The sequence below is a fragment of the Kitasatospora sp. NRRL B-11411 genome, assembly GCF_000721345.1.
GTDB lineage: Bacteria > Actinomycetota > Actinomycetes > Streptomycetales > Streptomycetaceae > Kitasatospora > Kitasatospora cineracea.
Genome location: NZ_JOGH01000139.1, coordinates 1 through 26,326 on the forward strand (window position 1 = coordinate 1; position 26,326 = coordinate 26,326).

Here is a 26,326-nt window from a genome sequence, read left to right on the forward strand (position 1 = left end):
GCCCTCCGGGTCGCGGCCGGTGATCACCTCGCCGGGCGCGGCGATCGGCACGTACAGGCCGCCGTCGAACAGCGCGATGAACAGGTCCATCGGGTCGGGTTCCTGCCCGCCGAAGCTGTCGAGGAGTTGGGCGAGGTGCGGGTTGGACGGTGTGATCACGCACGGAGCGTAGTCGCCCCCGGCAGACGGCCGACCGCCAGGGGCCCGCTGGGCCCGCCGGGGGCAGGATCCGAAGGAGAAGGCATAGGTGCCACTGTGGACAAGCGCTGCCCACAGGTCGGGCCGGTCGGGATATTCGGCGCCGTCACCTACCGGGCCGACGACCGCTACCGGCCGGCCGGTGGGGTCCGCTGCGCGGCCGCGCGCCGGTCGGCGACCGCGCAGCAGCGCCTGGAGTTGGCCGTCGACCAGCTGGCCCGCACCGTCACTCGGTCGCCCGCGCTCGACCCGGCGGACGCGCTCGAAGCCGAAGGCGGGGACGGTTTGCGGGAGGTGGCCCTGCCGGTCCTGGGTGCACTCTCCTCGACGGCCGCGCCCCGCGCCACGGCCCGGAGGGCATCAGGGAGCAGAACCGCACCCGGGCGCTGCCCGACCTGGGCGGCACTCCCGATCCGCTGGAGATCGTTTCCCTAACAGCTCCTACGTAGGGGGCATCTCCCGTCCGCGTTGACACCTCACAGGTGTCGGGGCCGGCTGGAACACTGCGGCCGTGATCGACAGAACAGCCGCCAGTCCTTCAAGCGCTCTCGCAGCGCCCGTGCCGTCTCCTGCCTTGGCCGAGCTCACCGGCACCGCGTGGAGTGAGTTGCCGCACTTCTGTACCGGCCTGCACAACGTGCCCGACACACCGGACATCCTCATGGGCCTACTCGACGACGATCACACCCGCCGGGCGCGAGCGGTCTGGGACCTGTACCGGCTGCTCCTCAACCAGGAGCGGGTGTTTCCGTCGACCGCCCCGGCGGCTCTGTTCGTCTCCGCCCTCCTCGACGATCCGCGCATGCTCACCAGTGGACAGTGGGAGCGGAGAGCCGGCACGCGACCGCTGCGCGCGGAACTGCTGAACTGGTTGGCCTCGTTCGCCGATGTCGCTCGCCTGGACCCGGAGGACGGTGCCGGCGCGCCGCAGGATCTTGCCGCCGCTCGCGCTGTGCGGCCGACGCTCCGCACCCGCGTCGCGGCCTTCTGCGAGGACGACGATCCGCAGGTGAGGGAGGCTGCTACCGCGGCCACCGCCCTTCTGCTGGCAGATCCCGCCCTCGCCGCGTCGATCCCCCGCTACGCACCCGCCGTCCGCGATGTGCTGGCCCGGAGCGCGGACTCGTACTACCGGTGGATCGCGCGGGAGCGGTTGGAGACCTGGGGCGAAGACATCGCAGGCCTCATCACCGCGGAAGAGGAACACCGCGCGGCTGTGGACCGGGCGCACGAGCTGGCGAACAACCCGTTCGACGAGGGCCAGGGGCAGGCGATCCGATGGCTGGCCGAGCAACCGGAGGACACCGCCGCCTCGGAACCCCCGGGCCGATGGCACCCGGACCGGGCGGCACCGGAACGAACGGCCCCGCACGAGCCGGCACCCGATGCGCCAACAGCCGTCCGGGGAAGCGCGCCGGAGCATCGGGGCCCGTGGCGGATCGCCCGAAGCGAGGAGCGCGACGAGTGGAGGTTCACGCCGCACATCGGGGTGGGGCCGCTGCACTTCGGCATGACCCTGGAGGAGATCACCGCCGCCCTCGGCGAAGAGGGGACCGTTTCGGGCTACTACGCTCCCGACACTTACGAGCGCAGGCTCAACTACGCCGACTTCCGCACCGCTGGAGTCAGGGCGCTCTTCCGGATGAACCGCCTGGAGTGCGTGGCCGTGAACGCCCTCACCGGTCCCCAGGTACGGCTGGACGGTGTTCCGCTGACCGGCTGCGTACCGTCCCAGGTGGAGGAATGGCTCATTCACCGGCCACTGCGCGGCCCTCTGATGTACAGCGTCGCCGCCGACCCGGTCTTCCCCGACCTCGGCCTTGCGATCCGCTCCCAACGCGCGGGCGACATCAACTTGACCCGACCACTCTTCTTGCTGCACAACTGGCTCGACCTCTGGCACTCGCTGCCGAGCGAGGAGTGGAACTACCAGTAGGAGTTACCCGAGCGCGATCTCGCGATACAGGACGACGCTCCGCTGAGGAAGCAGCGTTCCCAACGGTTTCCGGATGTGCATCGGCCAGGTGTGGACGATCACGTGATTCGACTCTGGCGAAGATCTTGTGATTGGGCCCATGGCGTCGGTGTGGCCTGACACGATGTCAGGCATGTGATTCGCGGGACCTTGAGGCGTTTCTTCTCTTCCTCATTTAGCCGGTGTCGTAGTCGAGTTCGCCCAACAGTCGACGGCCCAGATCGTCCTGCACGCCCACGCGCGGGCGGCCAAGGCGATATGCCCGCACTGCTCCAGGCCGTCGGTGCGGGTGCACGGGCGGTACGTCCGGCGGCTGGCGGATGCGGCGATCGGTGGCAGGGCCGTGGTGGTCGAGCTGCTGGTACGCCGTTTCCGCTGCCTGAACGGTGCCTGCACCGCAGTGACGTCCGCCGAGCAGGTCGAGGGACTCACCGCGCCGCACGCCCGCAAGACCCCGCTGCTGCGATCGATCCTGCTGTCCATCGCGTGCACGCTCGCCGGTCGGCCCGGCGCCCGCCTGGCCGCGATGCTGGGCATGCGTGCCGCGAAGGACACCCTGCTGCAGTTGCTTCGCGCCGCGCCCGATCCTCCCCAGGCCCCGGTACGGGTGCTGGGCGTCGACGACTTCGCGCTGCGTAAGGGAGAACACGTACGCCACCGTCCTGGTAGACCTGGAGGCCCGCCGGCCGGTCGACGTGCTGCCGGGGAGGGAGGCCGAACCGCTGGCCGCCTGGCTGGCCGGGCATTCCGAGGTTGAGATCATCTGCCGGGACCGTGCCGGGGCATACGCCGAAGGCGCCAGGGCCGGCGCCCCGCAGGCCATCCAGGTCGCTGACGGGTGGCACCTGTGGCGGAACGTCGCCGAGGCTGTGGAGAAGACAGTCGGGTCGCACCACGGCTGCATCCGCTCCGCGTCCGCCGCAGGTCCGGCCGCCGAGCCCCGCACGGCAGGCGACGCGACGCAGCCCTTCGACCCTCCAGACGACATGCGCGACTGCCTCGGCCGCCCGCGGCGACTGGTCGCCCGCACCAAGGAACGCTACGCGGCGGTGCAGGAACGACTGGCTGAGGGCAAGTCCCTGACGGCGATCGGCCGGAAACTGCGACTGGACTATTCCACCGTGCGCCGATTCGCCCGCGCCGCTGGCATCGACGAGCTGCTGGCCAAGGCGACCAACCGGCAGTCCATCCTCGACGAGTACAAGCCTCACCTACACCGACCGTCGTCGTCGCCGGCCTGTCCAGTTCCTGGAGCTCGGGACAGGTCGAAGGCCACGTCACGCGCATCAAGCTCCTCAAACGAGAGGGCTACGGCCGCGCCAACCTTGACCTGCTCCGCAAACGGATACTCCGGAGCACAAGATCGTCAAGGGCGCCGGTCCGCCCGCACGTGCTGGATAGCCGACCTCCTTAGCGCTCGAAGTCTCGCGCGGCGTCGTCCCAGCAGATGCCGCGGAGACCGTGATCGGCGTCCTCGCCCGACGGGATGTCGGGAGTCGCCTGGAACCACACGACGGTCAATGCGGAGTGGTACAGCGCCGAATCTCGTTCCCGATCGATCGGCTGAGAGGTGAACGATCCAACGCACGTCACGGCAGGCAGCAGTTCAACGGGACCGAAGCCACCAGCAGGAAGGTCTGGCAGTTCCCGGACTGGCGCGACCAGGTGCACTGGCGCTGAGGGACGGTCCTTCTCGATACTCCTGAGCAGGCCCTCCAGCTTGAGGTCGTTCCAGCGTCGGAAGGGGTATCCCTCCAACATCCCGCCATACGTCGAAGACAGTCGCACGTCCGAGAGTTCGATCGAGCGGCCGGAGGTGAGAACTATGTGCGTCAGTGCCATAGCGCCCAACCTACCGGCGCAACAGGACCCGACCACTGATCCCGAGGCTGCGACAGCTACTGCAAGCAGTCCTGCTTCGGTCACAAGATCTTCGCCAGTGCCATTCCCCAGCTGCCGGCGGAGGGGGCTGCCGAGTCCGACGATGGTGGCCTGGGATGAGGTCGGCCGAGCTGGGAGGATGATGCCATGGGCTTCGACCTGGCGGTTCTTGCGATGGACGCTTCGGCTGATGCCGCGGCAGCGCGTGCGATGTTCGAGCGGTGCAACTCCCTGCATCATGACGAGGGTGAACTGGATGAGCGGGTAGTCGGGTTCTATGAGCGGCTGCGCTCTCAGTTCCCCGACTACTCGCCCCGTCCGGCGGACTCGCCCTGGATGTCGATGCCGTTGGCGGTCGGCATCGACCACGTGATCATGAACCTGAGCTCCTCCTCCAAGAGCGACGCCGCGATCAAGGTGATCGAGGAGCTGGCCGGGGAGTACCGATTGGTCCTGTGGGATCCGCAGTCCCAGGATGCCTACTTGCCGAGCGCCTGATCTCGAAGCAGGGTGGCAGTGGCCAACTCCCCTTCTCGGAAGGGTTCCTGGGCCGATTGTTGGGCCGGTAGCCGGGGCCGTTCATGATGACCTGGTGGCTGGTGTTGATCAGCCGGTCGAGGGGGGACTCGGCAACGACGGAGTTGAGGAAGAGCGGATACCAGTCGCTGGGGCCCGGTTGCCGGCGATGATCAGGGACCGACCCTGCCGCTCGCTGACCAGCTCGTAGAGGTCGTCGGCCCGGGCGGCGGAGAGCTGGCGCATCGCGAAGTCGTCGAGGATGAGCACGTCGGGGCGGACGAGCTCGCGGCCCCGCTTCTCCCGGGTGCAGTGCGCGGGCTGCGGCAACGGGGGGTTCCTCCTGGCCGGCCCGGCCCGGGGCGCGTGCTCATGCCGGACAACCGACGACGGAGAGCCGCTTGCCGAGGGCAATCCCGCTGAGGGCGTGCGCGGTGCACGGGACGGTGTCGACGGGAAGGGCGTCGTTCGGCCACCAGGCGAGTTCGGCGCACTTGTGCGGCTCGGCATTGCGGATCGCGCCGTCGTGGTGCGAGGCACCGAAGAACAGCTGGACGCGGCTGCGGCCGTCGGCGGCGTCCAAGTGGTGCAGGGCGTGGAGGAGTTCGAGGGCGTCTTCGGCGATGGCGATGACGAGCTCCTCGATGGCCTCGCGCGCCATGGCGGCGGTGACTGACTCCCCGGGCTCCAGGTGGCCGGCCGGAGTGTGCCACATCCCTTCGACGTAGCTGGTGTTGAGGCGTCGGCCGAGCAATACGCGGCCAACGGGGTCGGTCAGGACGAGGTGCACCCCGACGACGAGGGTGACGGGGTCGCCCACCGGCGCGGAGGGGACGGTGACACCGGTGGCGGCCGAAGGCGTCGGGGTCGGCTGCCGAACGGCCGCGCGCCACCGATCGCGGTGCGGAGGTCAGCCCCGGTGGCTGCGGAGGTCAGTCCCGGCGGCGGTAGGTCAGGACGGCGTGGGTGGTCAGGCCCAGCAGGAGGCCCCAGAACGGGGCGCCGATGCCGAACAGGGTCATGCCGGAGGCGGTGGCCAGGAAGGTGACCACCGCGCCGTCGCGGCCCCGCTCCTCCGCGACCGCGGCGGCCAGGCTGCCCTGGAAGGAGGCCAGCAGGGCGACGCCGGCGATCACCGCGATCAGGGCGTGCGGCAGACCGGTGAACAGGCTGACCAGGACACCGCCGAAACTGCCGACCAGCAGGTAGAGCACGCCTGCGGACATGCCGGCCACGTACCGTCGGCGGGGGTCGGGGTGGCTCTCGGGGCTGGTGCAGATCGCGGCGGTGATCGCCGCCAGGTTGACGCCGGGCGAGCCGAACGGGGCGAGCAGCACCGACAGGCCGCCGGTGACGCCGACCAGCAGCCGGTCGTCGGGCTCGTAGCCGGAGGCCCGCATGATGCCGAGGCCGGGGGCGTTCTGCGAGGCCAGCGCGACGATGGTGAGCGGCAGCGCCAGGCCGACGGCGGCGGGCCAGGAGAACGCGGGGGTGGTCCAGACGGGATGGGTGGGACCGCCGGAGCCGAGGTGCAGCGGGAGTCCGACGGTGGCCGCGGCCAGCAGGGCGCCGGCGAGCAGGGCCAGCGGGACGGCGTAGCGCGGCAGCAGGCGTTTGGCCAGCAGGAAGACGGTGAAGCTGCCCAGCACCAGGGCGGGAGCGGCCTGCAGTTCGGCGAAGATGCCCGCGCCGAAGGCGAACAGGATGCCGGCCAGCATGGCGTTGACGATGCCGGTCGGGATCGCCCTGATCAGCCGTCCGAACAGGCCGGTGGCGCCGAACAGCGCGACGGCGACCGAGCTGAGCAGGAACGCCCCGACCGCCTCCGGGTAGGGGTACGCGCCGAGGCTGCCGATCAGCAGCGCCGCGCCGGGGGTCGACCAGGCGGTGATCACGGGGGTGCGGGTCCACCAGCTCAGCAGCAGGCAGGTCAGTCCGCTGCCGATCGACACCGCCCAGATCCAGGAGGCGGTGTGTGCCTGGTCCAGGTGTCCGGCGGCGGCCGCGGCGAGCACGACGACCAGCGGGCCGGAGAAGGAGACGGCGATGCATACGAGGCCGGCCAGCAGGGCGGGCAGCGAGACGTCCCGCCGCAGCGAGGGCCGGTCCGGCGGCGGGGCGGGGGACTCGGTCGGGGCGGGCCCGACCCGAGCGGCGGTCCGATGATCTGACATGGCAGCAGTATCCCGTCACCCCGGCACTCCCCTGCCGGGGGCGGGCCGCCTCCACCTCCACGGGCGTCGACGCCTCGGCGACCCGATCGCACCGGACGGTCCGACGGCCGCTTGACGGTCTGCAGGCGCTCCCGGCCGTCACGACGAGCGGGCCTTGAGCGCGAGACCGGCGCCGAGCAGCGGCAGGGCCGGCAGCAGGACGAGAAGAAGGGGAACCGCGGCAGCCTCCGCGTGGTCCGTGCCGGACCGCCGTGTGCCCTTGGCCCCGGCGAATGTTCCGGGGAATCTCTCCGGTTCACGCGAGTACGGGTGGGCGAGGCCCTGTCAGCACGAAGGGCACCAGTGGCGCGGACGGTTCGAGGAGGACGCGATGCGATGAGCACGGGCGACAAGCTCCACAACACCGGCGACAAGCTCAAGGGCACCGTCAAGGACGCCTTCAAGGGCTGAGCACCGCACGTCTCCCCTGCGCGGGAGCTGTCACCGTCCGCTCGGGGACAGCGGGCTCAGGCGAAGATCCGTCCGACGGCGAAGCCGATGCAGCACACGACCATGACCATGATGGCCAGCAGGGGGATCCAGCCGGGCCAGGCCGTGTGCAGTTCCACCGCCTCGGGCGTGGAGATGCCGTGGGTGGTCGAGGCTTCGCACTCGGGGGTTTCGGTCGGCACGGAATGGCCTTCCGCCGGAGCCGGAGTCGTAGTCGGAGCGGGGACGGGGTGGCTGACGGACATGGCATCCTCCCGGTGGTTCCGAGTGCCGCGGCACGCGGTTCGCTTCCACCTCCACGGTCCACCCGGCAGCGCCCGGACGCGAAATCGGCTCGCCCCGCCCCACCCCGCTCGCCTCGGCTCGGCCGGAAGGCGGAAGTGGGTGGAGAAGCGACGCGGAAGGCGCGTCCCTCGCGCTGGTGGTCGTCGGCGGGGGCTGCCGGGCCGGCCCGTCCCGGCGGGCCGGTGCGCGCTGCCGGCCTCGGCACCGGTGGAAGGGCGGGCGGTCAGGACGACGGCGGGGGCGGGAGTTCGACGGGGTAGGGCTCGGTGAAGTCGGCGGAGCGGCTCACCTTCTCCCAGGCGCCGGCCTCCTCCAGTTGGCGGCGGGAGTAGTCGAGCGCCATGGTCACCGCGTCGGCCCCGAGCAGCAGGTGGCTCGGGGCGTCGCCGCGGCGCACGGTGCGCACGAGGATCTCGGCGGCCCGCGCCGGGTCTCCGGCGGCGCCGGAGGTGCCCTGGCGGACCCGGCGGTTCATCGCGCCCACGGTCTGCTCGTAGGGCTCGGGAACGGGGTGGACGGTCATCGAGTCGCCCGCCCAGTCGGTGGCGAAGCCGCTCGGCTCGACGACCGTGAACCGGATGCCGAACGGCGCGGTCTCCGCCGCCAGCGACCGGGTGAAGCCGTCGACGGCGAACTTGGCCGCCTGGTACGAGGCGATGCCCGGTGAGCCGCCGACCCGGCCGCCGACCGAGGAGAACTGGACGACGGTGCCCGACCCCTGGCGGCGCAGCGCGGGCAGCGCGGCCTTGGTGACGTGGTAGACGCCCCAGAAGTTGGTCTCGAACTGGGCGCGGAAGTCCTCGTCGTCGGCGCTCTCCACGGGCGACACGTTGGCGTACCCGGCGTTATTCACCAGGACGTCGATGCGCCCGAAGCGGGCGAGCGCGGCGTCGACGGCCGCGCGCGCCTGGTCGGGGCTGGTGACGTCCAGGGGCAGGACGAGGACCCGGTCGCCGTGCTCGGCCAGTTCGGCGCGGAGGGCTTCGGGGCGGCGGGCGGTGGCCACGACGAGGTCGCCCGCGTCGAGGGCGGCGGTGACCAGGGCGCGGCCGAGGCCGCGGGACGAACCGGTGACGAACCAGACCTGCTGGGTGGTGTGCGCGTCTTCGCTCATGCCATTAGTACAACACCGTTCTCTTAATAACGCAACACCGTTCTCTTATGCCTCCCTATGATGGGTCCATGAGCCAGCCAGCCTTCCGACGGGCCCGCAGCACCGAAGCCAAGCAGGCGCGGGAGGCCGCGATCCTGGACGCGGCCCGGGCCCTCGGCCGGGACCGCGGCATCCGCGACGTCTCCCTGACCGACATCGCCGCCGAGGTCGGCATGCACAAGTCCGCGCTGCTGCGCTACTTCGAGACCAGGGAGCAGATCTTCCTCGAACTCACCGCCGAGGGCTGGCGGGAGTGGTCCGCGACGCTGCGCGCCGACCTGGCGGCGCGGGCCGCCGCCACCCCCGCCGAGGTCGCCGGGGCCGTCGCCGCGACACTGGCGGCCCGCCCGGTGTTCTGCGACCTGCTCGCGCAGGCCCCGCTCAACCTGGAGCGCAACGTCTCGCTGGAGGCGGTGCGCGGCTTCAAGCTCCTCACCCTGCACGAAGTCGCCCTGATCGGCGAGGAGTTGAACCGCTTGCTCGGTCTGGACGAGGCGCAGGTCCTCGACACCGTCGCCACCGCCACCGGCATGGCCGGCGCCCTGTGGCAGATCGCCAGCCCCGGCCCCCGCCTCCGGGAGCTCTACACCGGTGACCCCCGCCTCGCGCACGCCGTCGTCGAGGTCGAACCCCGCCTGCGCCGCGTCCTCACCGCGTTCCTGGCCGGCACGGTGGGCACGGTGGGCACGGCGGCCGGGGCCTCCGCGCCCGCGGAACAGCCGGGCGCCCGGGCCTGACCCCGACGACTCGGCGGCCGGTCAGGTCCGGCCGTTCTCCCGGGCCGTCAGGTCCTTCTCGACCTCTACGAGGCCTTGACCCTGGGTCAAGGTCAACTCCTGTACGGGGCCGGGGAGGATTGGAGCCGGGCGATCCGGGTTATACGGCGGCCGTGCTGAGATTCCTGCGGATGGCCCGGCTGGACGGAACGCGGACGGCCGCCCGTTCGACCGGGACACCCGGAGCATCGCCTACCAGCGCAGCGGGCCAAGGGCACCGGGCACTGCCCCGGCCCGACACGGCAGGGCGGCGGCCGGCATGAGCGCACCGCAGGAGAGCGGCTACGCCGTCAGCGCCGAGTTCTACGACCTGCTGCAGGCGGAGGGCGACCGGCGGCGGGCCCGGCGGTGGTTCGCCGCCGCGGCCGGCCGGGCCCGGCGGGGGATCGTCGACTTCGGCGCGGGCACCGGGCTCGTCACCGGGGTGCTGCTGGAGTCCTCGGGCGTGCCGGTGCACGCCGTCGAACCCGCCCCGGCGATGCGGACGGTGCTGATGTCCCGGGCGGCGGCGCTGGGCGCGGACCGGCGGGCCCGGCTGACGGTCCACCCGGGCCGGGCCGAGGAGGCCGGGCTGGTCGAGGTCGCCGACCTGGCGGTGGCGGCCAACGTGGTCGGCTGCGTGGAACCGGCCGCGCGACGCGCGCTGTGGCGGGCGGCAGCCGGGGCGCTGGTGCCCGGAGGGCTGCTGTTGTTCGATCCGCCGCCGACCGAACTCCCTTCCACTGCGGAGGACTTGACGGCTCTCGGCCCGGTACGGCTGGGCACCGAGAGCTACCGGGCGGACGTCAGCCGGGTGCCCGACCGCGGCGTGCTGCGGATGGTCTTCGACTACCGGGTCGAGCGGGAGGGCCGGACGGTGCGCAGCGCCAGGGAGGAGTTCTCGATGTGGCCGGTGGAGCCCACGGCGCTGGCGGCGGAGGTCGCGCAGGCGGGGCTGGAGCTCGCCCCCTCCCCGCATCCGGAGCTGTCGGCGGCCCGCCGTCCCTGCGGCAGGACGTCGGCGTAGCGGGCCACGGGCCACGGGGTGCGGCTGGACCCGGACGCGCACGCGCACGCGCACCTGTACCCGCCGGCAAGAGCGGTGCCGAGCAGCCGGTTCGCCCACCCGACGGACCGGGTCGGCCCCGCCCGGCACCTGCTTCCCGCGACAGAGGAGTGCCCTGGCCTGCTACGGCGGGCCAGGGCACCTCGACTGCACGCGGAGTGACTACCCGTCAGCTCTCACGGGGTCGGTCCCACGGCTTGTTCGGACCGTGGTCGCCCTTCGGCGGACAGGGCTTGGGCGGGCAGGGCTTCGGCGGGCAGGGCTTCGGCGGACACAGGCGGGTGTCCTTCACCGCGACCTCGACGCACGGGCGATCCTTGGTGAGTACGACCTCGGTCACCGGGTCGGCCGGCAGGGCGTAGCCGTCCGGCGCCGACACCTCCTGCCAGTTAGGTGCCGAGCGGGAGGTCCTGCGCCGCGCAGACGCCGTCGTCGCCGGTGGTGCAGGGCTCGCCGACCTTGGTGTCGGCGTTGGCGCCGAGCGCCTGGAGACCGGGGTGGCCGTTGGTCTCGCGCCACAGCTGGAACACCGCACCGGCCAGCGGCTCGCCGGTCTCGGCGTCGACCTTGGTCACCTTCGTCGTACCCGACCCCTTCTCCGGCGTCCGGGCGTCCTTCACCACGACCGGCACGTTCTGCCCGGCGGCGGCGATGACGACCGTGGTCACCGGTTCGGCGGGCAGGTCGAAGCCGTCCGGCGCCGACACCTCCTGCCAGTAGTAGGTGCCGAGCGGCAGGCCGGTCGCCCGGCAGACACCGGTGGCGGGGGTGGTGCACGGCGGGCCGACCGCGGTGTCCGCGTCCGCTCCCGTGGTCTGCAGGCCCGGGACGCCGTTGCTCTCCCGCCACAGCTGGAACACCGCACCGGCCAGCGGTCGGCCGGTTCCCGCGTCCAGCTTGGTCACGCCGGTGGATCCGGTAGCGTCCGGCGTCCGGCTGTCTCGCACGGTCACCGGGACGTTCTGGCCATCCGTGCCGAGCACGACCGTGGTCACCCGCTGGGCGGGCAGGTCGTAGCCGGGCGGGGCCGCCGTCTCCTGCCAGTAGTACGTACCCAACGGCAGACCCGCAGCAGAGCACTGCCCGCTGACCGGCGTGGTGCACGGCGAACCGACCACCGTGTCCGGATTCTCTCCGAGTCCACCTTGGTGACGGTGGTGGAGCCCGTTCCGGTCGGCGTCCGGGTGTCCTGGACGGTCACCGGGACGTTCTGACCGTCGGTGCCGAGCACGACCGTGCTCACGTTCTGCCCGGGCAGGTCGTAGCCGGGCGGGGCCGCGGTCTCCTGCCAGTAGTACGTACCCAACGGCAGACCCGCAGCAGAGCACTGCCCGCTGACCGGCGTGGTGCACGGCGAACCGACCACCGTGTCCGGATTCCGGTGTCGGAGTCGACCTTGGTGACCGAGGTCGACGCGGTGGGGGTGGGCGTGCCGCACGTGGGGAGGTCGCCGTTGAACGGGTAGGCGTGGATCTCCGTGCCGGTGCCGCCCGAGCCGCCGGAGGTGTGGTCCAGGGTTCCGGTGCTGAAGAAACGGCCGTTCAGGCCGGGCATGTTGACGGTGGTCGTGCTGGCCGGGTTGCCCACCAGGATGCTGCCCTGGAACTGGCCGGTGCCGGTGAAGGTGACGGAGCCGGCGGTCGGGACGTTCCACAGCAGGCGCTCGCGCAGCTGGTTGAGCGGGTCGGTGTCGTCGATGCCGCCGCTGAAGGTGCTGACGGTGCGGGCCGCACCGGTCAGGTTGACCAGCACGGTCGCGTTGGCGGGGATGTTCTGGAACACGATGCCCTGTTGGGCGCCGCCGCTCGTGGTGAGGTCGAAGTCCACGTTGAAGACCTGGAGCGCTGACGTTCCGTCACCGGTGAACAGCGTCTGGAAGCTCTGGTTGACCGCGGTCCCGGTGGCGGGCCGTGGCGTCCCGATGCCGGCGTAGCACTCGCTGGCCGCCTGCAGTTGGCTGCGCAACGGGGTGTAGGCGGCGACGGCCTGCGCGTCCTGGACGACGGTGCCCTCGACGGTGCCGCTGACCGTGCCCGCGTGCCGGACGACGCCGCCTTCCGCGATCAGCCGCTGGCCCTGGGCGACGGTGACGTTGCCGCCGGTGGTGAGGAAGTCCGAGCCGTCCGGCGGCGGGACGCGCGAACCGACGCCCGCGATACCGACGTTGTAGACGGCGCTGACGCCCGCTGCCTTGTTCTGCGAGAAGTTGCCGAGTGTCACCACCCGGCCCTCGGCTTCCGCCGCCGATCCGGAGACGTTGAAGTCGCCGCCGACGAACACGTTGATGTTGGCGTCGCGGCCCGCGAAGGGCCCGTTGTTCACCGGCGGGAACGTCGCCGGGCAGTCCGCCCCCAGGCACGGCCCGAGACCACCGGGGAGCCCGGCGGCCCAGGCCCCCGGGCCGACACCGGCCAGTCCGAACGGTACGAGCGTCGCGGCGAGGCCGGCGCTCAGCACCCGGCCCAGCCATCGTCTTCTCCGTACGGGCGACACATCCTGATCTGCTGCCACCGGGGTCCTCTCGGCGAGTGGGAACGAGACGCCCGAGTCTCGTCACGACCCGTTGTCCACGAACCCGCGACGCGCTGACATCCCCTCGGACGGCCCCGCCTCCGGCCCTCCGACGGCCGAACGGTGCGGCCGAACGGGTGGCCGAACGGGTGGCCGAACGGGTGGCCGCCGGACGGATGATCGACCGGTGCGGCCCGCAACCGGAATCGGTGATGCCGGTGACGCCGGGGTGTCGCTCGGAGCCGACCGAGCCGAGGCCGAGGGCAGGGGCGGGGCCCGGGGCGGTGGGGTCAGGCGCCGGTGGCCGCGTTGTCGGCGGAGTCGTCGCGGGAGGTCCAGGCCGGAGCGGCGCCGACCAGGGAGTCGAGGCGTTCCAGGCGCTGGGCGGTGGCGGTGTCGGCGGGGGTCATGACGACGATCCGGGCGTCCCGGGCCCGGTCCAGCCACAGGCTCTGGAACTGGACGTCGAGGGTGCCGACGCGCGGGGACTGGTAGCGGCGCAGCTGGGTGCGGTCGCCCACGACCTCGTACGACTCCCAGTGCCGCACGAAGTCCGGCGACTCCTGGCGCAGCCGGGTGAGCAGGGCGTTCCAGCGGGGGTCGTCGCGGTGTTCGGGCTGGCGGGTGCGGAGCTTCGCGGTGATCTCGCGCAGGACGGTGTCCTCGTCGAGCAGGCTGTTGCGCCAGCTCGGTTCGGTGAACATCAGCCAGGCGCAGTTGCGTTCCTCGACCGGGTACGCGTCCAGGTCGGCGAACAGGTAGCGGTAGGTGCGGTTGGCCGCGACCAGGTCGTAGCAGTCGGTCTGCACGGCGGCCGGGTACGGCAGCAGTTTGGCCAGCAGGGCGGTGTGCTCGGGGCGCAGGTCCACCGGCGGTCCCGGTTCGGCGGCCGTGCCGCGGCCCGCGAGCACCATCAGGTGCCGGTGCTCGGCGGCGTCCAGGCGCAGGACCCGCGCGACCGCGTCCAAGACCTGGTCGGACGCGTTCTTGGCCCGGCCCTGTTCGAGCCAGGTGTACCAGGTGACCCCGACGCCGGCGAGCTGCGCGACCTCCTCGCGCCGCAGGCCGGGTGTGCGGCGGCGGCCGGCCGCGGGCAGGCCCACGTCGCCGGGGGCGAGGCGGGCGCGGCGGGCGCGCAGGAAGGCGCCGAGGGCGCTGCGGTCGGGCGTCGAGGAGGTCACCGCACCAGTGTCGCGGCTCGCGGCGGGTGGATCCAGGTGGTGCCGGTACCCGTATCGGCAGGCTCCTGGTACCAGGATCACGCGGGGCGCAGGGTCGTGGTCATGACCGCACAGACCGTTCCCCTGACCCGTTCCGCGGTGCCGCGCCCGGCGCGCGCCCTCACCGGCGGCGGCCTCGCCGTCCTGCTGCTCGCCTACCTGCCCGTGAACATGACGTTCGGGTCGGTCAACCTGCTCGAACCCGCGATCACCGCGGACCTCGGGGTGGGCGTGTCGGGCGGGCAGCTCGTGCTGTCCGCGTACACCACCGCGTTCGCCGCGACCCTCGTCGTCGCGGGGCGCCTGGGCGACCGGTTCGGGCGGCGCCGGCTGCTCGCGGCCGGGGTCGGCGCGTTCGGCGCGGCCTCGGTGCTGGCCGCGCTCGCGCCGAACCTGGCCGTCCTGGTGGTGCTGCGCGCCGTGTTGGGTGCCGCCGCCGGGCTGTTCACCCCGCAGGTGCTGTCCACCATCCAGGCCACGGCGCCCGGGCGGCTGCGGGCGCTGGGCGTCACGCTGTTCGCCGCCGTCAGCGGCGTCGCCACCGTCACCGGCCAGCTCCTGGCGGGTGCGGTGGCGCAGGCGGTCGGCGAGCACTGGGGGTGGCGGCTGGTCCAGGTGCTGACCGGGGTGCTGGGCGCGGCGGCGCTGGTCGCCCTGCGCACCGTGCCCGAGTCGCGTTCGACGGCCCCGTTGGCGCTCGACCTGCGCGGGGCGGCGCTGCTCGGCACCGGCCTGCTCCTCGTCGTGGTGCCGCTGACCCTCGGCACCTCCGCGGGCGGCCCGGCCCCGGTGTCCGTGATGCTGGCCGCGGGCGCCGCGGTGCTCGCCGTCTTCGCCCGCTCGCAGCGCGCCGCCGAGCGCCGCGGCGAACTGCCCGTCGTGCCGCCGAGCGTGCTGCGCACCCCGGCCGTGCGCCGGGGCCTGGTGATGACGCTGCTGTTCTTCACCGGCTACGGGGCCTTCCTGTACGAGTTCTCGGCGCTCGCCCAGGGCGCGTTCGGCGTGGACGCCTGGGGCACCGTCCTGCTGCTGCTCGGCTTCGGAGCGGCGTTCGTCGTCACCGCCCTCGTCCTGCCGGCCGTGGAACGCCGCACCGGGCGCTGGACGATGACGGGCGCGGCCGTCGGGCAGGCGGCCGTGCTGCTGGGTCTCGCCCTCACCGCGGACGGCACCCGCGACGGGGCCCCGGTAGCCCTGCAGCCGCTGCTGGTGCTGCTCGGCGTCACCCAGGCCCTGATGTACGGCCCGGTCCTGCGCACGGTCCTGTCGCGCACCCCGACCTGGGCGGCGGGCGTCGCCGGCGGGCTCTTCACCACGCTGCAGCAACTCGGCCTCGGCCTGGGCGTGGCGCTCCTGGGCGGGCTCTTCCACGCCGTGGCCACCGCGGCGGCGGACGGCGGCGGTGCGGGTGGCGGTGCCGGTGGCGGGCTGTCCCGCGGTTTCGCCGTCGCCGTGACCGTGCAGGCCGTGCTGGCCCTGGCGTTCGCCTTCCTGGCGGCCCGGATCGCCCGGGCCGGGGAGGCGAACGGGAACGGGAACGGGGACGGGGACGGGGCGTAGGCGGGCGCGGGCTGGGCGGAGGGTGTGGTCGGTTCCCGACGGGTGCTCTCCCCCGCCCGGGCAGGGGCCGTCCGCCGACCGCGGTGGCCGGCCTGCTGACCGGGGTGGCCGGCCTGCCGACCGGTCGGGCCGGTGGAACCGTTCCGCAGTCGGCCGCCGGGAGGGCGAGGTCCGGCGGGGGGGGTGGATGCCACGCCGGGGCCCGAACCCCCACCTGCCCTGGACGGGGCAGGTGGGGGGGCTTGGTGCCGTCCGGGTCGGCGCCTACCGTGGAGGGCATGGACGTGGAGCGCGGCGGGGTGTCGTCGGGCGGGGTGTGGGAGCGGCCGGGGCTGCGGGAGCGGCTGGGGGCGGCGCTGTTCGCGAGGGTGGCCGGGCCGGACGGGCCGGCGGTGCGGCAGCGCATCCACGGGACTCCGGGGGCGCGCTGGTTCGCTCCGGACCGGCCGATCCGCACGGTGCACGGTGACGCCTCGATGTTCGTCGGCGGGCTGGCCGCGCTGCTGGTCCAGTCGCTGCACCCGTCCGCCATGGCGGCGGTCGCCGCGCACTCCGGCTACCGCAGCGACCCGTGGGGCCGGCTCCAGCGCACCAGCACCTTCCTCGCCGTCACCACCTTCGGCACCGCCGAGGACGCCCGGGCCGCGGTGGACCGGGTCCGCGCCGTGCACGCCCGGATCCGCGGCACCACGGCGAGCGGTCGCCGGTACCGTGCCGACGACCCGCACCTGCTGGCCTGGGTGCACGCGGCGGAGACCGACAGCTTCCTGCGGGCCCACCAGCTCTACGGCGCCCGGCCGTTGGACGCCGCGGGCTGCGACGCCTACGTGGCGGACACCGCCGAGGTGGCCGCCGCCCTCGGTGTGCCGGACCCGCCCCGCGACCGCGCGGCCCTCGCCGCCGTCCTGCGCTCCTACCGGCCGGAGTTGGCCAGGACGGCCGAGGCCCGGGCCGCCGTCCGCTTCCTGCTGTTCCACCCGCCCCTCCCCCTGTTCGCGCGTCCCGCCTACGGCGCGCTGGCCGCGGCCGCTACGGGCCTGCCGGCCCCGGAGCACCGCGCCCTGCTGGGCCTGCCCTCCGATCCCCTCAGCGCCGCGGCGGTCCGTCCGCCCGGCCTGGCAGTGGTGCGGGCGATCCGCTGGGCGATGCCCGTGCCCCGCGAACAGGTCTGAGGCGGCGCGAGGCCGGCCCGGGTTCTTCGCTCGGGCGCCGTCGGGTGGACGGTGGAGGTGGAAGCACCGGGACGCGCCGGTGTCGGCCGGGGCGGCGTCCTTGGGAACGGCGTGCAGCAGGGCGGACAGCCGTGCGCCGAGGTCGCCCTCCGGGACGTCCGGCGCGACGGGCGCCGGGGTGGTCACCGCCGCGGATGTCAGTCGTGGGTTGTTGACTGGGTGTAGGCGATCGGGGGGGTGGGCCATGGCGGGTCGTACAGCACGGCGGGGTCGGCGGGTCGGCCTCGGGGTCGTGCTCCTGGTGCTCTGTTCGGTGGTGTTCCCGGGCGTCGAGGTCGGCACCGGCGTTCTGATGTACGTCACGCAGAACGCGTTCGTGGCGCTGCTCGGGTTCCCGCTGCTCCTCTTCCTGGTGTTCTGCCTCCTGGTGGGGCTGGTGCCGGACATGGAGGTTCCCCGGGGGTGGGGCGTCGTGGCGGTGGTCGCGGTGCCCGTCGCCGCGATGGCGGTCGCCTACCTGACCTGCTCCGGCCTGAACCAGCGGGCGCTCCACGCCCGCGGCACGGTGGAACGGGCGAGGGTGACCTCCGTGTACTCGGTCGACGGGGGGACGGAGGCGCCGACCCGCCGGGCCCTGCTGGCCGATCTCTCGGGCCGGCCGGTCCCCGGCGGCGGGGTGGACGCGGACGGGCTGAGAGTGGGTCAGGTCGTCACCGTCACCGTGGACCCGCGGGGGAAGGTTCCGGTGCTGGTGGGTACGCCGTCCACCGGCGCCCGGCAGTTCCGGATCGCCGCGGTCGCGGCGGGCGCGGAGGTGCTCTCCCTCGCGCTGGCGATCGGTCAGGGCGTGGCGCGGCAGGCGCCCACGGTCTTCTCGGCCCGCTCGTCCCGACCCCGGGGGCCGCGGCGCCGCCGGGCCCCGCGGACCGGTGCGGGGCGGCGGCGCGAACGGGAAGGCTGAGGTTCCGGGCCGGGCGCGCGCCGGCACCCGCTCGTCGGCGGGTGCCGGCACGGGTGCCGCGGGTGCGGCGCCCGGGTCAGTCGCGGGCGGCGGCCCGGCGGCGGAGGCCGACGATCTGCGCGGCGACCAGCACCACGGCGGCCGCGACGAGCGAGAGGACCATCTGCCGGCGGCCGTCGGCGGTGGTGAACATGTAGCCGAGGACGAAGACGACCAGGCCGATGGTGACCCAGGTCAGGTACGGGTACAGCCACATCCGCACGGTCAGCTTCTCTGGCGACTCGCGCTCCAGGATCCGGCGCATCCGCAGCTGCGAGACGCAGATCACCAGCCAGACGAAGAGCGCCACCGCCCCGGAGGAGTTCAGCAGGAAGCCGAACACCGTCTTCGGGGAGGTGTAGTTGAAGAACACCGCGACGAAGCCGAAGACCACCGACGCGAGGATCGCGGTCCGCGGCACGCCGCGGCCGGTGACCCGGGCGAACGCCTTGGGCGCGTCGCCGCGCCTGCCCAGCGAGAAGGCCATCCGGGAGGCCGTGTACATCCCGGAGTTGAGGCACGACAGCACCGCGGTGAGCACGATGAAGTCCATCAGCGGCGCGGCGCCGGGCAGTCCGACGTGCTTGAGCACGGCGACGTAGGGGCTGGAGGAGACGTCCGCGGAGTCCCAGGGCAGCAGGGTGACGACGATCAGGATGGAGCCCAGGTAGAAGACGCCGATCCGCCAGATCACGCTGTTGGTGGCCTTGGCCACCGCGCGGGCGGGGTCGGGCGACTCGCAGGCCGCCAGGGTGACGATCTCGCTGCCCATGAAGGCGAAGACCACGGTGAGCATGCCGGTGAAGACCGCGCCGACGCCGTGCGGCAGGAAGCCGCCGTGGTGCAGCAGGTTGTCCGCGCCGACCGCGCGGGTCCCCGGCAGCACGCCGAACACCGCGAGCGCGCCGACCACGAGGAAGGCGCCGATCGCCACCACCTTGATGCCGGCGAACCAGAACTCGAACTCGCCGTACGAGGAGACCGAGGACAGGTTGGTCGCGGTCAGCGCCGCCATCACGATCAGCGCGAAGCCCCACTGCGGGACGCCGGGCATCCAGCTGTGCAGGATCTTCGCGCCCGCGGTCGCCTCGACGGCGAGCACGACGACCCAGAAGAACCAGTACAGCCAGCCGATCGTGAAGCCGGCCCACCGGCCGAGCGCGCGGTCGGCGTACGCCGAGAACGAGCCGGACTGAGGGTCGGCCGCGGCCATCTCGCCGAGCATCCGCATCACCAGCACCACCAGCGCACCGGCCAGCGTGTAGGAGAGCAGGATGCCCGGGCCGGTCGCGGCGATGCCGGCGCCGGAGCCGACGAACAGGCCGGCGCCGATCACGCCGCCAATCGCGATCATGGACAGGTGGCGGTTCTTCAGCCCGGCCTTGAGATGGTCGGGGCCCGGCGTCCCGGTGGGGTCTTCCGGTGGGGAGAGGGGGGTGTGGGTGGTCATCCGTCTTCTGCTGCCTCTCTGCGCGGCGCGAGGGTGGTTGCGCGCAATGCATGGAAGCTCATACTCAATACCTTGGATTCGTAACCCCTAACGCAAATTATCCTCTAAAAATTGAGGACCATTTGAGCCTTCGCGGGCTCCCGGACGGCTGCGGGAGCCGGAGGAACCTCGCGCCGCGCGGAGCGCACTGCCGGCGCCCGGGTCACCCGGAATCCGTTCGACGGCACACGATCGGCTCGCCGGAAGGGTTCGGAAGGCCGAAGCCGGTTGGCCGCGGGCGAGACGAGGCGGTTACGTTGGGTGCCGGGTCGGCGACCCCGTGCGATCGGCTCCGCCCGGCATCCGAGGAGCCCGAACGCGGCCACGACCTCCGTCCGCCCCGCCGCACGGCCGGACGCGCGCACCCGGAAAGGGCTTCCACCGGGAGGACCCGGAGCGCAAGGGCTTCCGCGGCGTCCCGGACGTCAAGCTCCGCCGGCAGAACCACGAGGAGGCAGTACACCGATGAACAGTGCTGACGAATGGACGGTCGGCCGCTACCTGGCGACCAGGCTCGAACAGTTGGGCATCCGCTACGTCTTCGGCGTGCCGGGCGACCTGCTCGGCCCGTTCCTGACGATCATGCAGGAGACCACGGCGGTGCGCTGGGTCGGCACCCCCACCGAGCTGGGGGCCGGCTACGCCGCCGACGCCTACGCCCGGGTGCGGCTCGCCGACGCCGACGCCGACCAGCCCGAACAGGGCGTCGCCGCGGTGGCGGTGACGTACAGCGTGGGCGCGTTCAACCTGCTCAACGCGGTCGGCGGCGCGTACGTCGAGGACGTCCCGCTGATCGCGATCAACGGGGCGCCGTCCTACGAGCAGTGGCTCAACTTCCAGGCGGTGGGCCTGCTCACCACCCACATGAGCCCCCGGCGGGAGAGCAACCTGGAGGTCTACCGGCAGGTCACGGTGGACGCGCAGGTGCTCTCCAACCCGGGGCTGGCGCCCTCGCAGATCGACAGCGCGATCACCGCCTGCCTGACCGAGCGCAAGCCGGTCTACCTGGAGGTGATGGAGGACCTCTGGCATGCGCCCTGCGACGCCCCGCAGGGCCGGCTCCGGGCCCACGAGCGGCCGTTCACCGCGCGGAACCAGGACATCCTGGACAAGGCCGTCGCGGCGGCGGCGGAGCTGATCACCAGGCTCGGCACGCCGATCGTCTGGGCGGGCGAGGAGCTCGTGCACCACCGGCTGGAGCGGGAACTGCTGGAGTTCGTCGAGGCCACCGAGATGCAGTTCTGCACCACGGTCGGCGCCAAGTCCGTGGTGTCCGAACGGCACCCGCGGTTCGCCGGCGTCTACAACGGCAAGGCGAGCCTGCCGGAGATCCGCAGGACCTTCAAGAACGCGGGCTGCCGGATCGGCCTGGGGACGTGGTCCACGTCCAAGAACCTCAACGGCGAGCAGTCCATCGGCGACGACTGGATCGTGGCGGCCCGCGGCGGCGTCAGCGTCGGCGCCATGTACTTCCCGGACGTCCAACTCGGCCACTTCGTCCCGGCGTTGCAGGCCGCGCTGGCGGGCCTGACGTTCCCCTCCGACCACTTCGCACTGGCCCGCGAGGCGGGCCTGGACGTCCCGGCCACCACCGCCGAGTTCCTGGACTCGCTGAGCTCCGAGCACCCGGACGGCACCGAGCTGACCTACGACGGCTTCTTCGAACGGATCAACCACTTCCTGGAGCACCAGGCCACCGGCGGCGACCCGCAGGCCCCCTCGCCCTTCACGGTGGTCTCCGACGCGGCGTTCGCCCTGCTCGGCTCGATGAACCTGCGGATCACCGAACGGGCCGGCTACCTGGCGCAGAACAGCTGGCTGTCCATCGGCTACTCCGTCGGCGCGGCCACCGGCGCGGCGCTCGGCCGGCAGCAGCCGCTGAAGCGCCCGCTGGTCTTCGTCGGCGACGGCTCGTTCCAGGAGATCTGCCAGGAACTGTCCACCCACGTCCGCCACCACCTGCGGCCGGTGGTCTTCGTCCTCGACAACGAGGGCTTCTACGGCATCGAGCAGATGCTGGTCAGCCCCTGCTACTACAAGGGCAGGCCGTCCGACGGGGCCGACTTCTACAACGTGCTGCACCCGTGGCGCTACGAGAAGCTGGCGGAGGTCTTCGGCTCCGAGAAGGACCCGATGCACGGCTTCGAACTCACCACCCACGCCGAGCTCGACTCCCTGCTCGCCGATCTCGCCGACCCCGGCAACGACCTCAACCACGCCCCGGTCCTGGCCCGCGTCCGGCTCAGCCGGCACGACTACCCCAGGGCCCTCCAGTACAAGATCGACGAGAACTGCCCCTGACCGCCCCCGCCGGCATGAGGCCGCCGACGGAGTACGGGGTACGGAGTGGGGGCCGGTCTCAGAACACCGACAGCCCCGTGAGGGTGGTGAAGAGGTCCAGCGCCGCCACTCCGGCGACGGAGTTGCCCCGTTCGTCCAGGCCGGGGCTCCACACGCACAGGGCGCAGCGGCCGGGCACGACGGCGATGATGCCGCCGCCCACCCCGCTCTTGCCGGGCAGGCCGACGCGGTAGGCGAAGTCGCCGGCGGCGTCGTAGGTTCCGCAGGTCAGCATGACGGCGTTGACCTGCTTGGCCTGGCTGCGGGTCAGCAGCCGGGTGCCGTCGGCGCGTACGCCGTGCCGGGCCAGGAGGGTGGCCGCCAGTGCGAGGTCGGCGCAGGAGGCCGTGACCGAGCACTGGCGGAAGTACTGGTCGAGCAGGAGCGGGACGGGGTTGTCGATGTTGCCGTAGGAGGCCATGAAGTGACCGAGGGCGGCGTTGCGGTCGCCGTGTGCGGTCTCCGAGGCGGCGACCGCCGGGTCGAAATCGAGGTCCTGGTTCCCGCTCTCGGCCCGCAGCAACCGCAGGAGTTCGCCCGCCGCGTCACCGGTGCGGGTGTGGAGGCGGTCGGTGACGACCAGGGCGCCGGCGTTGATGAACGGGTTGCGCGGGATGCCGTTCTCGTACTCGAGTTGGACGAGGGAGTTGAACGGGTTGCCGGAGGGTTCGCGGCCCACGTGCTCCCACAGTTCGTCGCCCTCGTGGGCCAGGTCCAGGGCCAGGGTGAAGACCTTGGTGATGGACTGCGCGGAGAACGGCTCGCGCCACTCGCCCACCCCGTGGACGGCGCCGTCCAGCTCGGCGACGGCCATGCCGAAGGCGCGCGGGTCGCGGGCGGCGAGCGCCGGGATGTAGTCGGCGGACCGCCCCCGGCCGGGCGTTCGCGCGATCTCCTCGGCAATGCGGTCCAGAACCTGCTGGTAGTCCATCGTCGATGTCACGGCACCCATTGTCCTCAACGAGGCCCGCGGGAGCCGGGGCAGCCGGCGACACGACGCTGCCGGGCGGCGGACTGCTGTCGGGCGCGGGGTTCCGGCGGTGCGCGGGGGTTCCGGCGGTGCGCGGGGGTTCCGGCGGTGCGCGGGAGGTGGGGGAACGAGTGGCGGCCGGTGGTCCCGCACGGGCCGGTCGCCGTGCGGGTGTCCGTCATCGGGCCGAACCGGGCCCCGGGAGGAGGTCGACGTCGTCGGCGTGCATGGGCTCGCCGCAGTGGCTGCAGCGCGGGTCCACGGTGGCGATCCGGCCGCAGGCGTGGTGGCGGTAGAGGACGGGGGGGCCGGCCTCGCCGGCGAGCCACCGGTCGCCCCAGCGCGCCATGACCATGAGCATCTCCACGAGGTCGGTGCCCTTCTCGGTGAGGTGGTACTCGAAGCGGGGGCGCGCGTCGTACGGCCGACGGTCGAGCACGCCCTGCTCGACCAGGTGGTTGAGCCGTTCGGTGAGCACCTTGCGGGAGACGCCGAGGTCGGCCTGGATCTGGTCGAAGCGGTTCATGCCGGCCCAGACGTCGCGCAGGATCAGCGGCGACCAGGGTTCGCCGATCACGTCCAGCGTGCGGGCGATCGAGCACGCCATCCCACCGAATTGTGTGCGCTGCATGGCGCCACCCTACCACTTGGGGTTCCCTCAAGGAACTCGGGATGCTACGATCGCTCCATCAGGGTCTCTTCAAGGAACTCCAAGGGAAGTGCCATGAGCAAGGTGTTCGCAGCCCTGGCCGTCTCGGTCGACGGCCGCATCACGGGCGACAACCCCCGACCCGGCTCGGGTCTGGGTGACGGCGGGACGCTCTTCGACTGGTACGGCGACCCGCGCAACGCCGCCGTCTACGACCAGCTCCTCGACCGCGTGGGCGCGGTCGTCACCGGACGCACCACGTACGACGATTCCGAGGGCTTCGGCGGCGGCAGCCCCCATCCGACCGCCCCGATGGTCGTGCTCAGCCACCGCCCGCAGCCCGCCGAGCACGCCGGCTCCCCGCGCCAGGTCTTCGCCGCCTCGCTCCAGGACGCGATCGGGCGGGCCCGGGCCCTGGCGGGCGACCGGGACGTGGCGATCCAGGGCGGCGCCACCCTGACCGCGGCCATCGGGGCGGGCCTGGTCGACGAGGTGGTCCTGCACCAGGTGCCGGTCCTCCTCGGCGCCGGCCGTCCGCTCTTCGGACGCCTCCCCGAGCACGTCCGGCTCACCCTGGTCGACACCGTCCCCGGCGCCGGCGTCGTCCACCTCCACTACCGGATCGACCGCTGAGGAGCTCCACCGTGCTGAGTGACAACGTGCGTGCCCTCCTGGACGGAACCCCGATCGCCCACCTGGCGACGATCCTGCCCGACGGGTCCCCGCACTCGGTCCCGCTGTGGATCGGGACCGTCGGCGACCAGGTCGCGTTCCTGACCGGACCGGCCTCCCGCAAGGCGCGCAACCTGCGCCGCGACCCCAGGGTGGCGATCTCGCTCACCCCGCCCGACAACCCGTTCCTGCCCGTCGTGCTCCGCGGACGGGTCGTCAAGTGGCTGGACGGCGAGGAGGGGTGGAAGGTGGTCGACGAGATCGCCGGCAAGTACATCGGCGCGCCCTACAACCGGGACCAGGAGCGGATCGTGGGCCTGATCGAGGTCGACCACCAGAAGACGGGGATGTGATGCGGGTGACCTCGCACGTGAGCGACGAACAGATCCGGGAACTGGCCGCGACCGCACGGCCCTTCAGCCTGGCGGAACTCCGCTGGGGCCCGGCGCGCCACCAGGAGGGGGCCGGGGCGATCGAGCTCGAGCACCAGCGACGCATGGTGTCCCTGCGCGCCGACGGCGTGATCGCCGTCCTGTGCCCGGTCGCGTCGGACACCGTCGCGGGACTGGCGATCATGACCGTGCCGACCGGTGAGGCCGAAGAGATCATGGCCGCGGACCCCTGCGTCCGGGCCGGAATGATGACCTGCGACGTCCTTCCGTGCTTCGGCTTCCCCGGTGACCGCCTGCCCGGATAGGACCGGCCGGCGACGGGCGGCGGCTCAGGCCCGGCAGGCGAGGGGTGATGCGGCGCGGCAGGACGGGGCCGAGGGTCCACCCGATCTGCGACCGCAATGGTGCCCCGAGCCCGTCGGCCGTCTTCGGCGCCGACCGGCCCGCCGGTGAGAAGCAACGGGACTGGGAAGAGGAACTGCGCAGGCGGGTCAAGGAGGTGGACCGGTCCATGGCGCGCTGACGAGTGCGGCTCCGACGTGGTGGTGGCGGTGTGCGGCGGGGCCGTCGGTGGGGCGTTTCCGTCGGGCAGGGCCGTCGTGGTGCGCCGAGGGCGGAGCGGGTGTCAGGTGAGTGGCGTGCCGGGGTCGCGGGCCGGTTCCAGGGGGGACCGGGTCGCTCGGGTCAGCCGGCAGGTCGCGGCCAGGCAGGCTGCGGCCAGGACGAACAGGACGGCCGGGACCGCCCGTACGTCGAAGAGTTCGATGGTCTTGCCCAGGGCGGGTCCGGCGGCCGCTCCGCCCACCATGGACGCGGCGATCACCAGGGCGCCGGCCCGCCGGGCGGCGGGTACGGCTCGCCGCAGCCACGGCAGTCCGGTGGGGAAGATCGGTGCGATGAAGAGGCCCACGCCGGCGTACGCGTAGGGTGCCGGGCCGGGCAGGACGGCCGCCAGGAGGCAGAGCGCCATGCCGGCGCAGCTGACCGCGATGACGGCCGGTTCCGACCAGCGCAGTGTCAGCGGTGCGACCAGGAAGCGGCCCAGGGTCAGCATCAGCCAGTAGACGGAGGTCGCGGAGGCGGCGAGCGTGGTGCTGTGGCCGACGGCCTCCAGGTGGGTCGGTTCCCAGCCGCCGACGCCGGCTTCCACCCCGACGTGCAGCACGTAGAGCACGACGAACACGGTGAGCAGCGTGGCGGTCCGGCGGGTGCGCAGGCTCGTGGGGCCGCCGGCCGCGTCCTCGGGCAGTTCGTCGGCGGGTTCGGGCGTGCGGTCGCGCACTCCGCCGAGCGGGAGGAGCAGCAGCGCCGCCAGGACGGCGGAGGCCGTGAAGACGGACGGGTAGCGGTCGGCTCCGAGCAGGCCGATCAGGGCCGGACCGGCGATCGCGCCGATGCCGAAGTGGGCGTTGAGGATGTTGAGCATGGCGGGGCTGCGGCGTCCGAAGCCGGTGGCGAAGAGCTGGTTGAGCCCGTAGTCGATGCCGCCGAAGCCGAAGCCGGTGACCAGGGCGCCGAGCAGGGCGAGCGGCCAGTAGGGGGAGAACGCGAAGGCGACGCTGCCGAGTGCCATCAGGGCGTAGGAGACGCCGAGCAGGGCCCGGTTGCCGATCCGGCCGAAGGCGCGGTCGAAGCCGAGGACGCCGAGGACGCCTCCGATGAAGTGGGCGCTCAGCGCGAGTCCGGCGCCCGAGGGTGACAGCCCGTACGCGGACCGCAGTGCCGGGAGGGCGGGTCCGTACAGCGACTGGAGTGCGCCGATCAGGACGAAGCCGGCGCAGGAGGCGACGACTGCCGGTGTGCTGAAGGCCCGGTCGGGTCGCCGGGTCGTGTCCGGTGGGGTGGGGAGGGACAGGGGG

General features: G+C 72.8%; 26 protein-coding genes and 2 pseudogenes. 13 read left to right on the forward strand and 15 right to left on the reverse strand.

Features of this window, described 5'->3' with window-relative positions; all coding sequences use genetic code 11:
* Positions 1–772 precede the first annotated feature (772 nt).
* From IH44_RS0134950 to IH44_RS49880, 3 genes and pseudogenes are all read left to right on the forward strand, one after another.
* Positions 773–2,134 carry a hypothetical protein gene (locus IH44_RS0134950; RefSeq protein ID WP_232795200.1) on the forward strand — a complete coding sequence of 454 codons (1,362 nt, stop codon included), beginning with the start codon at positions 773–775 and terminating at the stop codon, positions 2,132–2,134.
* A 328-nt stretch (positions 2,135–2,462) separates the two neighbouring features.
* The gene (locus tag IH44_RS49875; RefSeq protein ID WP_369795036.1) at positions 2,463–2,930 is read left to right on the forward strand and encodes a hypothetical protein; all 468 of its coding nucleotides are present in this window, start codon (positions 2,463–2,465) and stop codon (positions 2,928–2,930) included.
* Positions 2,869–3,009 (forward strand): annotated as a pseudogene (locus IH44_RS49880) (hypothetical protein); the annotation flags it as partial. The gene IH44_RS49875 and the pseudogene IH44_RS49880, both read left to right, overlap by 62 nt.
* Positions 3,010–3,583: 574 nt before the next feature.
* Here IH44_RS49880 and IH44_RS0134965 read toward each other — a convergent pair.
* Entirely contained in the window at positions 3,584–4,015 is a 432-nt protein-coding gene (locus IH44_RS0134965; RefSeq protein ID WP_030463854.1) for a hypothetical protein, read from the reverse strand.
* A 186-nt stretch (positions 4,016–4,201) separates the two neighbouring features.
* Between IH44_RS0134965 and IH44_RS0134970 the strand changes: the two genes are divergently transcribed.
* Positions 4,202–4,552 carry a hypothetical protein gene (locus IH44_RS0134970; RefSeq protein ID WP_051817964.1) on the forward strand — a complete coding sequence of 117 codons (351 nt, stop codon included), beginning with the start codon at positions 4,202–4,204 and terminating at the stop codon, positions 4,550–4,552.
* A gap of 108 nt (positions 4,553–4,660) precedes the next feature.
* On the opposite strand, the gene IH44_RS41895 is transcribed toward IH44_RS0134970, so the two are convergent.
* The 5 genes from IH44_RS41895 to IH44_RS0134995 form a co-directional block, all read right to left on the reverse strand.
* Complete coding sequence (locus tag IH44_RS41895) at positions 4,661–4,900, reverse strand: ATP-binding protein (protein ID WP_304414224.1); 240 nt, start codon at positions 4,898–4,900, stop codon at positions 4,661–4,663.
* 40 nt (positions 4,901–4,940) lie between these two features.
* Positions 4,941–5,390 carry an NUDIX domain-containing protein gene (locus IH44_RS0134980; protein WP_030463856.1) on the reverse strand — a complete coding sequence of 150 codons (450 nt, stop codon included), beginning with the start codon at positions 5,388–5,390 and terminating at the stop codon, positions 4,941–4,943.
* Between the two features lie 112 nt (positions 5,391–5,502).
* A complete protein-coding gene (locus IH44_RS0134985; protein ID WP_030463857.1) occupies positions 5,503–6,744 on the reverse strand; it encodes a benzoate/H(+) symporter BenE family transporter in 1,242 nt (413 codons plus the stop codon).
* A 506-nt stretch (positions 6,745–7,250) separates the two neighbouring features.
* Positions 7,251–7,478, reverse strand: coding sequence for a DUF6480 family protein (locus tag IH44_RS46935; RefSeq protein ID WP_255358164.1), 228 nt, complete (start codon positions 7,476–7,478; stop codon positions 7,251–7,253).
* A gap of 263 nt (positions 7,479–7,741) precedes the next feature.
* Positions 7,742–8,632, reverse strand: a complete 891-nt coding sequence (locus IH44_RS0134995) for an SDR family NAD(P)-dependent oxidoreductase (RefSeq protein WP_030463858.1) — start codon at positions 8,630–8,632, stop codon at positions 7,742–7,744.
* A 68-nt stretch (positions 8,633–8,700) separates the two neighbouring features.
* Here IH44_RS0134995 and IH44_RS0135000 point away from each other — a divergent pair, with 68 nt between their 5' ends.
* Both IH44_RS0135000 and IH44_RS0135005 read left to right on the forward strand, forming a co-directional pair.
* Positions 8,701–9,408: a TetR family transcriptional regulator gene (locus IH44_RS0135000; RefSeq protein ID WP_051817966.1), complete on the forward strand. Its 708-nt coding sequence runs from the start codon at positions 8,701–8,703 to the stop codon at positions 9,406–9,408.
* A 298-nt stretch (positions 9,409–9,706) separates the two neighbouring features.
* Positions 9,707–10,453: a class I SAM-dependent methyltransferase gene (locus IH44_RS0135005; RefSeq protein ID WP_051817968.1), complete on the forward strand. Its 747-nt coding sequence runs from the start codon at positions 9,707–9,709 to the stop codon at positions 10,451–10,453.
* Positions 10,454–10,881: 428 nt separating this feature from the next.
* On the opposite strand, the gene IH44_RS49885 is transcribed toward IH44_RS0135005, so the two are convergent.
* From IH44_RS49885 to IH44_RS0135025, 5 genes and pseudogenes are all read right to left on the reverse strand, one after another.
* Positions 10,882–11,160: a SpaA isopeptide-forming pilin-related protein gene (locus tag IH44_RS49885; RefSeq protein ID WP_369795037.1), complete on the reverse strand. Its 279-nt coding sequence runs from the start codon at positions 11,158–11,160 to the stop codon at positions 10,882–10,884.
* Positions 11,158–11,595: pseudogene (locus tag IH44_RS49890) on the reverse strand (collagen binding domain-containing protein); the annotation flags it as partial. The gene IH44_RS49885 and the pseudogene IH44_RS49890, both read right to left, overlap by 3 nt.
* Complete coding sequence (locus tag IH44_RS49895) at positions 11,484–11,798, reverse strand: collagen binding domain-containing protein (RefSeq protein ID WP_369795035.1); 315 nt, start codon at positions 11,796–11,798, stop codon at positions 11,484–11,486. The gene IH44_RS49895 and the pseudogene IH44_RS49890, both read right to left, overlap by 112 nt.
* Positions 11,732–12,814 carry a choice-of-anchor A family protein gene (locus tag IH44_RS43390; RefSeq protein WP_232795202.1) on the reverse strand — a complete coding sequence of 361 codons (1,083 nt, stop codon included), beginning with the start codon at positions 12,812–12,814 and terminating at the stop codon, positions 11,732–11,734. Before IH44_RS43390 ends, IH44_RS49895 begins: the two co-directional genes overlap by 67 nt.
* 479 nt (positions 12,815–13,293) lie before the next feature.
* Positions 13,294–14,184, reverse strand: coding sequence for a helix-turn-helix transcriptional regulator (locus tag IH44_RS0135025; protein WP_030463864.1), 891 nt, complete (start codon positions 14,182–14,184; stop codon positions 13,294–13,296).
* Positions 14,185–14,286: 102 nt separating this feature from the next.
* Between IH44_RS0135025 and IH44_RS0135030 the strand changes: the two genes are divergently transcribed.
* From IH44_RS0135030 to IH44_RS0135040, 3 genes are all read left to right on the forward strand, one after another.
* Positions 14,287–15,783: an MFS transporter gene (locus IH44_RS0135030; protein WP_051817972.1), complete on the forward strand. Its 1,497-nt coding sequence runs from the start codon at positions 14,287–14,289 to the stop codon at positions 15,781–15,783.
* A gap of 278 nt (positions 15,784–16,061) precedes the next feature.
* Positions 16,062–16,955 carry an oxygenase MpaB family protein gene (locus tag IH44_RS0135035; protein ID WP_051817974.1) on the forward strand — a complete coding sequence of 298 codons (894 nt, stop codon included), beginning with the start codon at positions 16,062–16,064 and terminating at the stop codon, positions 16,953–16,955.
* 292 nt (positions 16,956–17,247) lie between these two features.
* Complete coding sequence (locus tag IH44_RS0135040; RefSeq protein WP_030463867.1) at positions 17,248–17,916, forward strand: hypothetical protein; 669 nt, start codon at positions 17,248–17,250, stop codon at positions 17,914–17,916.
* Between the two features lie 76 nt (positions 17,917–17,992).
* Here the strand turns inward: IH44_RS0135040 and IH44_RS0135045 are convergent, their stop codons facing one another.
* Entirely contained in the window at positions 17,993–19,405 is a 1,413-nt protein-coding gene (locus IH44_RS0135045; RefSeq protein ID WP_035957316.1) for an amino acid permease, read from the reverse strand.
* A gap of 504 nt (positions 19,406–19,909) precedes the next feature.
* On the opposite strand from IH44_RS0135045, the gene IH44_RS0135050 reads away from it, so the two are divergent.
* Complete coding sequence (locus IH44_RS0135050; protein ID WP_030463869.1) at positions 19,910–21,745, forward strand: alpha-keto acid decarboxylase family protein; 1,836 nt, start codon at positions 19,910–19,912, stop codon at positions 21,743–21,745.
* Between the two features lie 58 nt (positions 21,746–21,803).
* Here IH44_RS0135050 and IH44_RS0135055 read toward each other — a convergent pair whose 3' ends face one another.
* The gene (locus tag IH44_RS0135055; RefSeq protein ID WP_030463870.1) at positions 21,804–22,736 is read right to left on the reverse strand and encodes a glutaminase; all 933 of its coding nucleotides are present in this window, start codon (positions 22,734–22,736) and stop codon (positions 21,804–21,806) included.
* Between the two features lie 196 nt (positions 22,737–22,932).
* The gene (locus IH44_RS0135060; protein ID WP_030463871.1) at positions 22,933–23,385 is read right to left on the reverse strand and encodes a helix-turn-helix domain-containing protein; all 453 of its coding nucleotides are present in this window, start codon (positions 23,383–23,385) and stop codon (positions 22,933–22,935) included.
* Between the two features lie 93 nt (positions 23,386–23,478).
* Here IH44_RS0135060 and IH44_RS0135065 point away from each other — a divergent pair, with 93 nt between their 5' ends.
* The 3 genes from IH44_RS0135065 to IH44_RS0135075 are packed head-to-tail and all read left to right on the forward strand — an operon-like array spanning position 23,479 to position 24,772.
* Complete coding sequence (locus tag IH44_RS0135065; protein WP_030463872.1) at positions 23,479–24,036, forward strand: dihydrofolate reductase family protein; 558 nt, start codon at positions 23,479–23,481, stop codon at positions 24,034–24,036.
* Between the two features lie 11 nt (positions 24,037–24,047).
* Entirely contained in the window at positions 24,048–24,428 is a 381-nt protein-coding gene (locus IH44_RS0135070) for a PPOX class F420-dependent oxidoreductase (protein WP_030463873.1), read from the forward strand.
* 17 nt (positions 24,429–24,445) lie between these two features.
* Positions 24,446–24,772 (forward strand): hypothetical protein, encoded by a 327-nt coding sequence (locus IH44_RS0135075; RefSeq protein ID WP_232795203.1) that lies wholly within the window; start codon positions 24,446–24,448, stop codon positions 24,770–24,772.
* Between the two features lie 320 nt (positions 24,773–25,092).
* On the opposite strand, the gene IH44_RS0135085 is transcribed toward IH44_RS0135075, so the two are convergent.
* A complete protein-coding gene (locus tag IH44_RS0135085; RefSeq protein WP_051817977.1) occupies positions 25,093–26,322 on the reverse strand; it encodes a sugar MFS transporter in 1,230 nt (409 codons plus the stop codon).
* Positions 26,323–26,326 lie beyond the last annotated feature (4 nt).